Genomic DNA, 13,607 nt, shown 5'->3' on the forward strand with positions numbered 1-13,607 from the left:
GAATCAATAGAGTTTTTACAAAAAATGTTTTTTGGCAAACCTTTATTTATCAGCATTGTTCAAATGACTGAAGGTTAAGACATGGAGATACACATAAATTTATCATTATCTTATGATTGAAACTAGGGAAGTGATTAAAGAGAATGGACTGGTATATGTTACAGATAGTATGCCTGGTATTTACAGAAAAGGTAAATCGGGTACTTTTTTTTATGAAGATGCAAAGGGTGCCCAGATAAAAGATGAAATTATACTGCAAAGAATTGCAGCGCTTGTTTTACCACCGGCCTGGACATCAGTTTGGATTAGCCCTAAAGCAAATGGCTATTTGCAGGCAACAGGTATTGATAATGCCAATAGGAAACAATATAAATATCATAGCAAATGGATCAAGAGACGTGCCGAGCATAAATATTTTAGGTTATTGGAGTTTGGTAAAGCATTGCCAAATGCGAGGAAGAGAATAGAAAAAGATTTAAGGCGCAAGGAACTTGATGAATTAAAGGTGTTAGCTGTGTGCGTTGATCTTCTGCAAAAAACATTATTGAGAGTTGGAGGAAAGGCCTATATGCAACAATATGGTAGCATAGGTTTGAGTACCCTGAAAGATAAGCATGTTAAAATTAATGGAAGTGCTTTGAGGTTAACCTTTATTGGTAAAAAGGGTGTTCAACATGAAGTTAATTTAACTGACAGGAGGTTAGCCAGACTTGTCAAAAAATGCAGAGATATTGCTGGTCAGGAACTTTTTCAATATTATAATGGAGATGGAGTGCGGAGAAGTATAGATTCAGGCCAGATTAATAATTACATAAAGGAAATTACAGATAATGATTTTACTGCAAAGGATTTCAGAACATGGGGAGGAACTTTAGAAGCTTTGAAACAGTTTGCAGTCTGTTTTAACAGTATGGATGAGCAATCTAAAGCTAAAATAGAAGTTCAGGTACTTGATTGTGTCGCTAAAAAATTAGGAAATACCAGAGCCATTTGTAAAAGTTCCTATGTTTATCCTGTGCTATTGGAAGCTTACCGAAATGACAGATTGGATAAGTGGCTAAAAAAGATAGACACATCGGATTATCCGACACAGAAGACATTAGAAAACAATGAAAGAGTTTTGCTTTCTTTCCTTAAACACACTAGTTAAATCCTTGTTTGTTTTTTTATTTTTAGATTTTCAGCTTCTTCTTCCGCTATAATTTTTCCTTTTTTCAGATCTATTCGTATGATATTGTATAAGCTCATGTATATGTTAGCTACCCAAACAATGGTGAAGCCAGCGATGACATAGCCAACCCAGTTTTGGTAAAGGAGTTTGTAATCAGTTATTATAAGTACTAATAACGTAATGTAATGGCTAAAGCAATATTCGCAGGTGAATACATAAAAGAATTTTCTCTTCCATATGGTGTTGGATGATTTTGATTTTTCGATGCAATAATTACGAGGTTCTTTAAAGATTTCTTCTTTAGTTATTGTCCAGGCAATGCAGGCAACTACTATAGCAAGAATAAAGAACCAATAAGGATGTGGGACCATAACTTATTCAATTAGGGTTTTGATGTTCGAGTTTAACACCCTGTGTTTAAAAAGGTTTTGTATATTATAGATAATAAATTTGAAATTTCATGTTGATTTCATGATTGCATTGCAACTTTGAGTAGTGAAAGTATTAATTTAAATAAAAAAATATGAAGAAGATAGTGATAACTCTTTTTGCAGTAATATTCCTGATTTCATTCAGAGCTTCCGCACAAGTGAGTATAAACGTAAATATTGGCTCTCAGCCTTTGTGGGGACCAGTTGGTTATGATCATGTAGATTATTATTATCTCCCTGATGTGGAAAGCTACTATCATGTACCTAAAAAGCAATTCATTTATCAGGACAATGGGAGGTGGATTTTTTCTACAGTATTACCGTCAAGATATAGGGGATATGATTTATATAAAGGTTATAAGGTTGTTGTCAATTCAAGGGATGCCTATCGCAATTTCGATCGCGACAGGGTAGTATACGCAAAATATAAAAAGAAACCAGGTCAGAAGGTAATTCGTTATAGTGATGATCCGCGTTATTATGTCGTTAAGGGGCACCCTCATGGTATGCCTCCTGGAAAAGCTAAAAAGCAATATTCAAATGGAAAGTCATCAGGTAAGGGTAATTTGAAACATAAAAATAATAAAGGAAATGGGAAGTATTAATCTAATTTGTAAATCCTTATATCGTCGTGATAAGTAATGCTGTTAAGCCCATCCTGAATGCCATGTTTACCTGCTAGGTGTGTACTTATAGTTAATCTTATATTCATTTGTAATTAATTGAGTTTTATAAAAAAAGGATTTGCAGGTGCTTTCCGTTTAAAGCATTTTATCAAACCCCGCTGCGTGATACCGTCCTAAGGTACGATAGAATGGATGAGCCCCATTCAATATTTCTCAAAGAAATCTATAAAATCAAATCCGGCGGCTTGCTGATAAATAGTAAGTGGAAATTGATTTTAGTGGATAGATCGTCCTAAACCAGGTTAGAGGCTTATTTGCTATATTCTTCATCTGTAACAGGCTCCAGCCATAATGTTTCGCCCTTTTCTCTTCCTGTTATAGCTACCTGAATAAATTTTGTATCAACACTTGCACCATGCCAATGTGGGGTATTTGGCGGACATTTAATAGAATCGCCTTTACGGAGGATTTTTTTTGCTTGGCCTTTTTCCTGGTAGTAACCAATGCCATCAATAGCTAATAAAATTTGTCCCGCAGGGTGAGTATGCCATTTACTTCTGGCTCCAGGCTCAAAGGTTACACTACCAACAGAATTCTGGTTTAGGCTATCGGCCTGGATTAGGTTTTCCAACCATGTGACCCCGGTGAAATTATCATTGGTTATTTGCTTTCCTTTTGAAAATACTAGTTCTTGTGATTCGGAGGTCGTTGTCTGTGCCGAATTATTTTGTTGGGTACAGGATATTGAAAACAGAGTGATTAAGGATAGTACGATTATATTTTTAATGTTCATCATCTTGGATTTAAAGGTTAGTCTGATAAAAATCAAGTAGTTTATTTACAGCTTGTGATACATACTCTGGTTTCCAGTAGGTTTGTATGTGTGTAGCACCTTCAATCAAGAATAACTCCTTGTTTTTTGAATTAGTTGCTTTAGGAAATGCTTCATCAGTCATGTATTTTGTATCGGCTTTGCTCCCTGCTATCATTAATAAAGGCTGATTGATCAGGTCCATATTAGCACTGGCATCCCATGTCATTAAGTCGAGCAGGCTACTCATGGTGTATAAAAAAGTTGAATTTGGGTGTGCATGGGTCCTATAATAATACACGAATCCTTCACGATATAGATCGGTTGGGGTTTTGGCAATTTCTTCATCTGTTACACTCGCCATACCTGCATAAATCATTTTATCGCCTGCTGCTTCTTGTGCACGGGCATCTGAAGCTTGCTTTAAACGTTCTTGAATTGTATTTAATTGGGAATTCTGAAAACCATTACGTCTTACTTCACCTGAATTAAACATACTAAGCGTAGCTACGGCTTTGAACCGTTTGTCTGATTGCGCTGCTTTTAAAGTATAGCCGCCGCCACCACAGATACCTAGAACACCTAATCGGTTCGCGTCAACTCCTGCATATTGAGTAATAAAGTCTGCCATTCCGCGAATGTCTTCTATGCGGCTGGCAGGTTTATCGGTATGACGAGGTTCACCACCACTTGCCCCCTGGTAGGCCGCATCAGCAGCAATGGTAATGTAACCAGCCTCAGCAAGGCTTTGCGCATATAGTCCAGCTGTCTGTTCTTTTATTCCCCCATTAGGGTGAGCAACAGCGACTGTCGGATATTTCTTTGAAGCATCGTAATTTGCCGGGGTATAAACATTCGCAGCTATTTCAATTCCGTTCAGCTTATATTTTACCGGATGTATGTTTACTTTCCCTTTTTCATTTTTGGTAATTGCTCCCTCGTATACCAAAGTATAAGGGTTTTGTTGTTTTCCCTTTTGAGTAGATTGTGCATTTACAAAATCAGTACCTGCTACTGATATGGCTAATGCAATTATTGATGTAAATGTTTTCATTGTTCTAATATTTTAGTTTTTACTTTTCAGCACTTCATCTAATACGGATTGTGCAGATTTTGCTTCCTTTTTACCAACACTTGATCTGATCAAACCTACAAATTGCTGTAATTGTCCTGGCGACAGACCCACATTCAGACAGATGTTTAAATGTGAGCGCAACATAGGTTCTACGCCTCCAATACTGCTGAGTACTGATACCGTGACCAATTCTCGTTCTGTATAGGTCAATACATCTCGTTCAAAAATATCAGCAAATAGGTGCTCTTTAAGAAAGACCTCTATTTCAGGTGCAAAGGCTGCATATCCGGTTTTTGCACCAGTTTCCTTTACGCCGGTTAATTTTTCTAATATGGCTTTACCTCTTTCATATTTGCTGTTTTGATCATTGATAGGAGAGGCTTCTGTGCCTACCTCATCAATAGAACCTTTAGATTTACGTTCATCCAGTACGGCCATAAGTGTCTGTAATCCCCTAATGCTACGAGGAAAGCCGGCATAAGCATAGAGATGAACAATTGCCTCTCTGATTTGATTGATCGTTAACCCAGCTTCAAGGCCACGATTCATTTCTGTTTTTAGTCTTGACAGGTCACCTTTTCCTGCAACTGCCGAAATACTTATAAGGGATTGGTGTTTTGCAGTTAAACTTTCATCTTTACTACTTTGTGCATTTAAGGTTGTTGTAAACATAACCGTTATAATAAATAGTATTGATTTTAAGATTTTATTCATCGTCATTCCTTTTTTACGGTGTTAATAATTTCGTAAATGACATAGAAGCCAACTTCCAATTGCTCTGCTCTTTTTTATAAACTTCAGTTACTATAAAAGGATTGGTCACTTCTTTACCGCCAACAACTGCCAACAGTGTAATTTTGTTAAGAAGAACAGCTGTGTTATCGATAACATTGACCGATACATCCTGAATATCTGCTTTCTTATACCAGATTCTTCCACTTTTAATCACATTGATTTCCTGTTCCTTGCCCCAGGATCCTCCCATATGAACAAACACAGATTTTTCATGAAACAAATCATTTAGTTTAGTTGTGTTTTTATCTGCCATCCAATCCCATTTTTGCTTAGAAAGATCAATAAGCTCCTTTTCTACATTTGCAGAACTTTCTGTCGGAGCTTTTATACTATTGTATTGCTCGTCAGTAACCGGATGTAACCATGTTGTTTTACTTTTTGGAGAGACTGCTATATAGGTAACACCGACCTTAGGGCTTGAACCATGCCAGTGCTCCACATTGGGTAGGCATTTTACCATATCTCCTTTGTGTACCACTTGTGCAGGCTTTCCCTTTTCCTGGTAATAACCAATACCATCGGTTATCAATAAGATCTGTCCGCCGGAATGAGTATGCCAATTTAGTTTAGAATTGGGTCCGAATACAGCAACAGATATTTGGGAATTAATGTTATTGTCAGCCTGGTTTACATCACGTAGCCATACGTCACCAGTGTGATTTATATTTTTTGCTTTTTCGCCTAATGGAAAAATACTTTGATCCTGAGCTACAACATTTGTTGTGAGCACTGCAAATAATAAAATGGTAAACTTTAATGCTTTTTTCATAATATAAAATTTAATCTATTTTTTTAGCTAAGCCTATTTTGTTCAACCACTGTTGAACTTCGTATTGCACCTGCTTTTCTTTTTCACCTTCCATTATGTATAAAATACCGTCTTTTTCCTTGCCACCTTTAGTTGAAAATCCTTCAAGAACTTTACTGTTTGGACACAATTGTTTTAAAGTTTCAAAGCTGCTACCTATGCCATAACCTGCATTTGTATTAAATGGAATTATTGTTTTTCCACCCAAATTGTATTGGGTTAAAAAGCAGTTCCAGTTCCACCAGGTCACCTCCAATTTTGTTACGAATGATTTCGGCAAGAGCTCTGGTGTTTTTGGTACGAGAAAGATACACGATCAAAACCCTGTTATTTTGCAACGTATCACTTTCTAAAATGTGATCCTCTTTGGTCGTCGACGGCACTTCTGCTCTGGAGCAGGATGTCAGCGTAAATAAGAAAGTGCATATGACTAAGCATTGTATAATTAACTTCTTCATTTGTTTCTTTTTTATAATAGAGGATAATATTATTTATCTAAGTCTTTTTCTTTCAACCATTTTGATAACTGATCGGCTACCTGAATATTGTTTAAATCAGAAAAGGGGAAATGTGTATTGCCTTTGATGCCGATCTCTGGTAGATGTATGACCGTTGCATCGCCGCCATGTTTATTGATAGCTGCTGCCCAAATCCGAGCCATTTCAAGCCCTGAACGCCAGTGATCCTTGTTCCAAACTTTGGTTGGTTCTTTAGCAATATTATCCCCGTAGTAGATAATGATAGGTAATTTAGTCAACTTGTTGAAGTCAGACAGGGGGATTTCTGTGCCTTTCAATTCACCGAAAAGACCTGCAGATTTTATTGGCTTTGGAAGCTCTCCTTCCGGGAATACAAAACTGCTATAAGGTTCGTAAGCTACTATAGCCTTAACTTTGTCATTTTTGATGGCTGTAAACCATCCGGGACCACCTCCCTGGGAGTGTGTCACCAGGATGCCTTCTCCGATTTTATTAAATAGTTGGGATACGGCGTCCGAGATCACATTTGCATCAAAACTTCCTGTGTTTGGAGTCATTTGTCGGTAAAACTGTTCTAATGAAGCTGCGTCTTTAGGAAACTGAACCTCTGGAAAGTAATTGGGGTAATTGCCAATGCGAAACTGAGTGAACCAGAACTGTTCATCTGCAGTAGGGCTTATGGTTGCAGCAACGGAACTTTTTCCTGCCTCACCTCGTCTGGGTTGGTCAAGAAGATATACAGGGAACTTTCTGCGAAGGAAAATATTCTGAAACCCTTCCCTTCCATCAGGGGTAGTTTCCCATGTTTTTTTTGATTGTCCTGCTCCATGTAGGAAAACCAATGGATATTTACGAGCCTTGGTCGGAACCTGATAAAAAACATAAGCATGATCTCCGTGAAAAGTTTGTCCTTGAGGTTTTAAAGCATTGTTCAGGTCAAAGTTGCCCTGTTCAGTAGTTTTGGTTCCTCCTATAGCAAAGCTGCTTTGCTCAGCAATAGCTAAAAATTTCTGTTTATTTTGGGCAATAAGCGATATTGAACTAGTCAGCAATATTGTCAATGCGCCTATGTATCTTATTAGTTTCCTCTTCATGTCAATTGGATTTTATTTTCCTACTCTGTTTTGTAAAGCCTCTGGATATCTTGCACCTTGTATGAATATCTTTGATGCTGCGGTATCGATTTGATGTACATCTTGTGCAGTTAACCAGATTTTTGTGGCCCCGATATTTTCTTGCAGACGATGTATTTTGGTAGTTCCAGGGATTGGTACTATCCATGGCTTTTGAGCCAATAACCAAGCTAAGGCTATTTGTGCAGGGCTTGCATTCTTTTCGGTAGCAATAGATTTCAATAGATCTACTAAAGCCTGGTTTGCTTTCCTGTTTTCTTCTGAGAAACGAGGGACAATATTTCTGAAATCCGTAGGATCAAATTTTGTGGTCTCATTAATTGCCCCTGTTAAAAAACCTTTTCCCAGAGGGCTGAATGGTACAAAGCCTATTCTCAATTCCTCCAATGTAGGTATGATTTCCTTTTCAGGTTCGCGGAAAAATAAAGAATATTCACTTTGTAATGCCGCAACTGGTTGTACCGCATGGGCTTTACGAATGGTATCTGTACCAGCTTCAGACAAGCCCCAATGTCTGATTTTGCCTTCTTTAATCAAATCCTGGATAGTTCCTGCAACATCTTCAATAGGTATATTGGGGTCGACACGATGCTGATAAAATAAATCGATATAGTCTGTTTTTAACCTTTTCATAGATGCTTCTGCTACCGCTCTTATTCTTGTAGGACTACTGTCTAATCCTTTTTTTGAATCGCCATCCTGAAAGCCAAATTTTGTTGCAATGACTACTTTATCTCTAATGGGAGAGAGGGCATCACCCAATAATTCTTCATTGGTAAACGGACCATAGCATTCCGCAGTATCAAAGAAAGTTATGCCCGCTTCGAATGCTGTCTGAATTAATTTTATGGCTTGTTTTTTATCTGTTGCGGGTCCATATCCAAAACTTAATCCCATGCAACCTAATCCCAGGGCTGATACTTCCAGTCCGCTGTTCCCGAGTATTCTTTTTGGTATCATCTATCTTAATATTTCTAATTTTCTCGTTCTTTATACAACATTTATGATGATACAAAGTTCTGCTTTGATATGATGCAAATTGGTATACCGATTACTGATATTACTACCAATGTTACTGATTGGAATAGATCTGTCATATTTGTTGTCCCAGAATGGCTAATTTTGTATCATAAGAAAAGTAATAGCTATGGAAAAGGCATATAATTTTGATACAGTAAGTCAGTATAACTCATTTAATAACCATGAAACTTTACATCCGTTAGTGAGTATTGTTGACTTCTCAAAAGCTAAAGAGAGGACCGGTTCGCGTATGACTTTCGGCCTTTATTGCATTTTTCTAAAAGAGGTACATTGCGGTGATTTAAAGTATGGGTGTAACTATTATGACTACGAGGAAGGTACCTTGGTATTTATTTCGCCTGGACAGGTTATAGATGTAGAGAATAAGGTAGATTTTTACCAGCCTATGGGGCATGGTTTGGTATTTCATCCGGACCTTATAAAAGGTACAGCTCTTTCAAAAATTTTAGATGATTATAGTTTCTTTAGCTATAATACTACTGAGGCATTACATTTATCTGAGAAAGAACGCAAAATTGTTTTTGATTGCTTTTCGAAAATTGAATCTGAGTTAAGACAATCTGTGGATAAGCATAGTAAAAAGTTGATCGCTTCTAACATTGAGTTGTTCCTGAATTATTGTGAACGATTTTATGACCGTCAGTTTATCACAAGGGAGAATGTGAACAAGGGAATATTGGAGCGGTTTGAAGAGTTACTTAATAGTTATTTCAAAAGCGAAAAGCCTTATAGTATAGGCTTACCTTCTGTTGCTTATTTTGCTGAGGAACTTCATCTTTCAGCAAATTACTTTGGTGATCTGATCAAAAAAGAAACAGGTAAATCTGCACAAGAATATATTCAGAACAAGATCATTGATATTGCTAAAAATAAGATTTTCGATAGTAGCAAGACCATTAATGAAATCGCATTTGAGTTGGGTTTTAAGTATCCACAGCATTTTAGCCGCTTATTTAAAAATCGTGTCGGTGTTACACCTAATGAATATCGGAATGGATAAATTATAATTCAAAGTCTTTCTCTTATCTTTGCCGAAATTCAATATTCCCATACTGTGATTAATGTAAATAACATCTCCGTTTCATTTGGCGGAACTACACTATTTAGCGACGTAACCTTTTCGATAAACGAGAATGATAAGATTGCCCTGATGGGTAAGAATGGCGCAGGTAAGTCGACTATTTTAAAGATCATTGCCGACGTGTCTAAACCTACTTCTGGTAATGTAACTGGTCCAAAGGATGCGGTAATAGCCTATTTGCCGCAGCATTTGCTTACCGATGATAAGGTTACTGTTTTTGAAGAAACGATGAAAGCTTTTGCTGAGGTAAACCAGATGCAAAAAGAGCTTGATGAACTTAATGAACAACTTACTATTCGTACTGATTACGAAAGTGACGACTACATGAAGCTAATTGAACGTGTGTCGGAACTGAGTGAGAAATTCTATTCGATCGAAGAGGTTAATTATGATGCAGAGGTAGAAAAGGTATTGAAAGGCTTAGGTTTTGAGCGCAAGGACTTTGGCCGTCAGACTTCCGAGTTTTCGGGCGGATGGCGCATGCGCATCGAGCTGGCTAAAATTCTGTTAAAGAAACCTGATCTTATCTTATTGGATGAGCCTACTAACCACATGGATATTGAGAGTATACAATGGTTGGAAGATTTCCTGATCAATTCGGCAAAGGCAGTAATGGTTATTTCACATGATCGTGCCTTTGTAGATAACATTACCAATCGTACCATTGAGGTTACAATGGGAAGAATATATGATTACAAAGCAAAATACAGTCATTATCTGCAGTTGCGTGCAGACCGTCGTGTGCACCAATTGAAAGCCTACGAGGAACAACAACGTTTTATTGCAGATAACCAGGAGTTTATAGACAGATTTAGGGGGACTTATTCTAAAACTTTGCAAGTGCAATCGCGTGTGAAGATGTTAGAAAAGCTTGAAGTTATTGAGATTGATGAAGTGGATACTTCAGCATTACGATTGAAATTCCCTCCATCACCACGTTCTGGTCAATATCCGGTAATGGTAGAAGAGCTAACTAAAACTTATGGAGATCATGTGGTGTTCGAAAAAGCATCTATGGTGATCGAGCGGGGAGAGAAGGTGGCTTTTGTGGGTAAAAATGGTGAAGGTAAATCGACCATGATCAAAGCTATCATGGGCGAAATCGATTTTGAAGGAGATTTAAAAGTAGGTCATAATGCTAAGATTGGATACTTTGCTCAAAACCAGGCAGCATTGCTTGACGAGAACTTAACGGTATTCGAAACCATTGACCAGATTCCATTGAGCAATGGTGCTATAAAAATTAAAGACCTTTTAGGTGCCTTCATGTTCAGTGGCGATGATACTACGAAAAAAGTAAAGGTGCTTTCTGGAGGTGAGAAAACACGTCTAGCCATGATCAAGCTACTTTTAGAACCTGTAAATGTATTGATACTGGATGAGCCTACCAATCATCTGGACATGAAGACCAAAGACATTATCAAGGATGCACTTAAGGATTTTGATGGCACTTTGATCCTGGTGTCCCATGATCGGGATTTCCTGGATGGACTGGCAAAAAAAGTATTTGAGTTTGGTAATAAGCGCGTTCGGGAACATTTTGAAGATATTAAAGGATTCCTGGCTTACAAGAAAATGGATAGCTTAAAGGAAATCGAGCAAAACTAAAATAATAGAAAAGAGAGAATTTTAGACATCTGATTCTCTCTTTTTATTTTCAGTGAATTAAAGAGATCCTAAAATTCTATCCTATAATTTATCGTTGGAATAATACCGCTCCATTTCTCCGGTTCAATAATCCGTTTACTGAAATTGTAGTGCATTCCCACAGTATTTTCTCTATTTAAAAGGTTCTGAATATCCAGAATAATTAAATGACTCACTTTTTTACCATTGATGCGATAACTGGATGAAAAATCAACCCTAACATAAGGATCTGCAGTTAAAGTATTGATTTTATCCTGATCAATCACTTCTTCATCCAAACGCAAAGATTCTTCTACCAGAATAGGTGAATATTTGCGACCTCCCGCATAAATCAGCTTGGCATTCAATCCAAAAATATTATTCTTTTTCTTTCCTGTAGTCCACTCTTTTCCTGCCAATAAATTACCCACATAACGGGTATTAAAAGTTGTGTTAAACTCTTTTCCGTTTAAAGCCTTAAACCTGGAATCGAAGAGGGAGGATGTTGCAATAAAATAATAGCCTTTACTTAATGATCTTTCAAGTGAAAACTCTACACCATAATTTTTGCCGGTTCCTTTGTTAATCAACTGACGATAAGCAGAAGAGCTTATTGCTGAATTATCTGAAACGTTTAATAAAGAGAAGTTGATATTAGGATCTGCAGATACCGGAACATTATATAAATGTTGGTAGTAAACCTCTGTTTTAAACTTAAAGTTTCCAGCAAAAAGCTTTTCATATCCTAATACTGCCTGTGCAGATTTCGTTGGTGATAATGTTTCATTAGATTGACCTGCTCCAATATCTTCAGCACTTTTTGCAAAATAGTAAGAAAGTGGTTCAAGCCGATTATACAAACCCGCTCCGAAAGATATTGATTGATCAGCTGAGGTTTGCCAGTTTAAGCCTACCCGCGGCTCTATGCTCCAGCTTTTACTCATCATAAAGTAATTGGCATGTAAGCCGGTATTTAAAGTTAACTTATCCGTTAATTCTGCTTTATGTTGAAGAAAAGCATCATAACTGCTGGTGCTTCCTTTTTGATTGATCAATTCTTTTAAACCCTGCAATTCAGTGTCAAAATTTAAAGCATAAAGGTTGTATTTTAACAAGCTTGCATTTACACCTGCTCTAATTGTATTTGAAGCATTGATCTTGTAATTTAATGTTCCCGCATATCGTATTGCTGTATTGGTATACTTATCCTCATGGTCAAGACTCGGTACATAGCTTTTGGTAAGTGTATCTGTAGTGTTTGAACTCTGACTGGCGGATACAGAGATGATGTTATTGAAATATAGTTTATTACTGGCTATATAGAGGTGTTTAAGTCCAGCACTTCCAGCGTTAAAACCTAATTTCATATCGAAACCATCAAACCTTTCTTCCCACTTTTGATAATCGCGTTTAGCAACCTTATCAATTTTACCCAGTCCTCCAATACCAAACAAAGAAAAGGTACCGGCCTTTTTTGTTGGAAATACAAAATTGAATGATAGATCCTGATATTTAGGCGTACCAGCATCGGAAACTTCAACCCCGACTTTCTCCAATAAACTAAGTGAAGAGTAACGATAGCTAACTAGATATGATGCACTTCCACCTTTTTTAAAAGGGCCTTCTAAAGTAGCTCCAGCACCTAGTACACCAATATTAAATGCATACTCGCGTTTATCAGTATTCCCTTTTCTAAATTTTAAATCGAATACTCCAGAGATTGCATTTCCATATTCAGCCGCAAGACCACCAGTATAAAAGTCTGATGTGCTTAATACAGTTGTATTGATCATACTGATGCCTCCACCTGAGGCACCCTCACTTCCAAAATGATTAGGGTTAACAATCTCTATACCTTCCAATCGCCACTGTAAGCTCTTAGGCGAATTTCCCCTTACAATAATTTCGTTGTCATCACCACCGGCAACAACACCTGGAAAACTCTGAGCCATCCTTGCCGGATCAAAAAAAGCGCCTGCATAACGATTGGTTTCTTCTGGAGAGAAGGAGCGACCACTGGTCAGTGCCATTTGGTTTAATGGTTTCTTTCCTGAATTGGTATTGACAACCACTTCATTCAGGTTATTGGTTTGTGCCTCCATTTCCAGGTTAATTACATTTTCCTTTCCACTGGTAATCAATCCCTCTGAAAGGATAACAGGTTTATATCCGGTAATACTGGCTTGTAATACTTGACGTCCTAAGGGAACTCCTGTTAAACGAAATATGCCATTTTGATCTGTCATTGAAGGCTTAACTGCTGAGTTTGAACTGAGTCTTATAGTTACACCTGATAATGGCAATCTGGTTCCTTTATCTATTACTGTCCCTTTTATGGTTCCTGTTAATGCTTGATTGTTTGAGCTTTTAGCCTCTTTATCTTGAGCCTGAGCATAGATGGTTTGTTGTAGAAACAGCAAGATAAGAACTGGTAAAGTTTTTATATTCATGAGATTTGGTTTTCCAATATGACAACCAATTTTAGTTTTACCCCTACGTCCGGAAAAATAATGTATTTAAACTTTTTGTA

At 37.3% G+C, this 13,607-nt stretch carries 14 protein-coding genes; 4 read left to right on the plus strand and 10 right to left on the minus strand.

All coding sequences use genetic code 11. The features are described from left to right. Window positions 1-112: 112 nt before the first annotated feature. Window positions 113-1,150 carry a DNA topoisomerase IB gene (locus tag WC623_RS19845; RefSeq protein WP_372854355.1) on the plus strand — a complete coding sequence of 346 codons (1,038 nt, stop codon included), beginning with the start codon at window positions 113-115 and terminating at the stop codon, window positions 1,148-1,150. Here WC623_RS19845 and WC623_RS19850 read toward each other — a convergent pair. Continuing rightward, the gene (locus WC623_RS19850; protein WP_372854357.1) at window positions 1,147-1,542 is read right to left on the minus strand and encodes a hypothetical protein; all 396 of its coding nucleotides are present in this window, start codon (window positions 1,540-1,542) and stop codon (window positions 1,147-1,149) included. The two genes, WC623_RS19845 and WC623_RS19850, sit on opposite strands and share 4 nt — an antisense overlap. A gap of 152 nt (window positions 1,543-1,694) precedes the next feature. Between WC623_RS19850 and WC623_RS19855 the strand changes: the two genes are divergently transcribed. After that, window positions 1,695-2,207: a hypothetical protein gene (locus WC623_RS19855; RefSeq protein WP_372854359.1), complete on the plus strand. Its 513-nt coding sequence runs from the start codon at window positions 1,695-1,697 to the stop codon at window positions 2,205-2,207. 331 nt (window positions 2,208-2,538) lie between these two features. Here WC623_RS19855 and WC623_RS19860 read toward each other — a convergent pair whose 3' ends face one another. The 8 genes from WC623_RS19860 to WC623_RS19895 are packed head-to-tail and all read right to left on the minus strand — an operon-like array spanning window position 2,539 to window position 8,286. Next, entirely contained in the window at window positions 2,539-3,024 is a 486-nt protein-coding gene (locus tag WC623_RS19860) for a cupin domain-containing protein (protein WP_372854361.1), read from the minus strand. 7 nt (window positions 3,025-3,031) lie between these two features. Further along, window positions 3,032-4,093, minus strand: coding sequence for an alpha/beta hydrolase (locus tag WC623_RS19865; RefSeq protein ID WP_372854363.1), 1,062 nt, complete (start codon window positions 4,091-4,093; stop codon window positions 3,032-3,034). A 12-nt stretch (window positions 4,094-4,105) separates the two neighbouring features. After that, window positions 4,106-4,828: a carboxymuconolactone decarboxylase family protein gene (locus tag WC623_RS19870; protein WP_372854365.1), complete on the minus strand. Its 723-nt coding sequence runs from the start codon at window positions 4,826-4,828 to the stop codon at window positions 4,106-4,108. A gap of 13 nt (window positions 4,829-4,841) precedes the next feature. Then, a complete protein-coding gene (locus WC623_RS19875; RefSeq protein ID WP_372854367.1) occupies window positions 4,842-5,678 on the minus strand; it encodes a DUF4440 domain-containing protein in 837 nt (278 codons plus the stop codon). A gap of 10 nt (window positions 5,679-5,688) precedes the next feature. Then, window positions 5,689-5,925: a hypothetical protein gene (locus tag WC623_RS19880; RefSeq protein ID WP_372854369.1), complete on the minus strand. Its 237-nt coding sequence runs from the start codon at window positions 5,923-5,925 to the stop codon at window positions 5,689-5,691. Further along, a complete protein-coding gene (locus WC623_RS19885) occupies window positions 5,897-6,175 on the minus strand; it encodes a hypothetical protein (protein ID WP_372854371.1) in 279 nt (92 codons plus the stop codon). The genes WC623_RS19880 and WC623_RS19885 overlap by 29 nt, the downstream gene beginning before the upstream one ends. Before the next feature lie 29 nt (window positions 6,176-6,204). Then, a complete protein-coding gene (locus WC623_RS19890; protein ID WP_372854373.1) occupies window positions 6,205-7,290 on the minus strand; it encodes an alpha/beta fold hydrolase in 1,086 nt (361 codons plus the stop codon). A gap of 12 nt (window positions 7,291-7,302) precedes the next feature. Next, window positions 7,303-8,286, minus strand: coding sequence for an aldo/keto reductase (locus WC623_RS19895; RefSeq protein WP_372854747.1), 984 nt, complete (start codon window positions 8,284-8,286; stop codon window positions 7,303-7,305). A gap of 190 nt (window positions 8,287-8,476) precedes the next feature. Here WC623_RS19895 and WC623_RS19900 point away from each other — a divergent pair, with 190 nt between their 5' ends. Next, on the plus strand, window positions 8,477-9,370 hold the full coding sequence (locus WC623_RS19900) for a helix-turn-helix domain-containing protein (protein ID WP_372854375.1): 894 nt from the start codon (window positions 8,477-8,479) through the stop codon (window positions 9,368-9,370). A 54-nt stretch (window positions 9,371-9,424) separates the two neighbouring features. Continuing rightward, a complete protein-coding gene (locus WC623_RS19905) occupies window positions 9,425-11,059 on the plus strand; it encodes an ABC-F family ATP-binding cassette domain-containing protein (RefSeq protein ID WP_372854377.1) in 1,635 nt (544 codons plus the stop codon). Between the two features lie 68 nt (window positions 11,060-11,127). On the opposite strand, the gene WC623_RS19910 is transcribed toward WC623_RS19905, so the two are convergent. Continuing rightward, window positions 11,128-13,527, minus strand: a complete 2,400-nt coding sequence (locus tag WC623_RS19910) for a carboxypeptidase-like regulatory domain-containing protein (RefSeq protein ID WP_372854379.1) — start codon at window positions 13,525-13,527, stop codon at window positions 11,128-11,130. Window positions 13,528-13,607: the final 80 nt, after the last annotated feature.

The sequence above is a fragment of the Pedobacter sp. genome, from assembly GCF_041645105.1.
GTDB lineage: Bacteria > Bacteroidota > Bacteroidia > Sphingobacteriales > Sphingobacteriaceae > Pedobacter.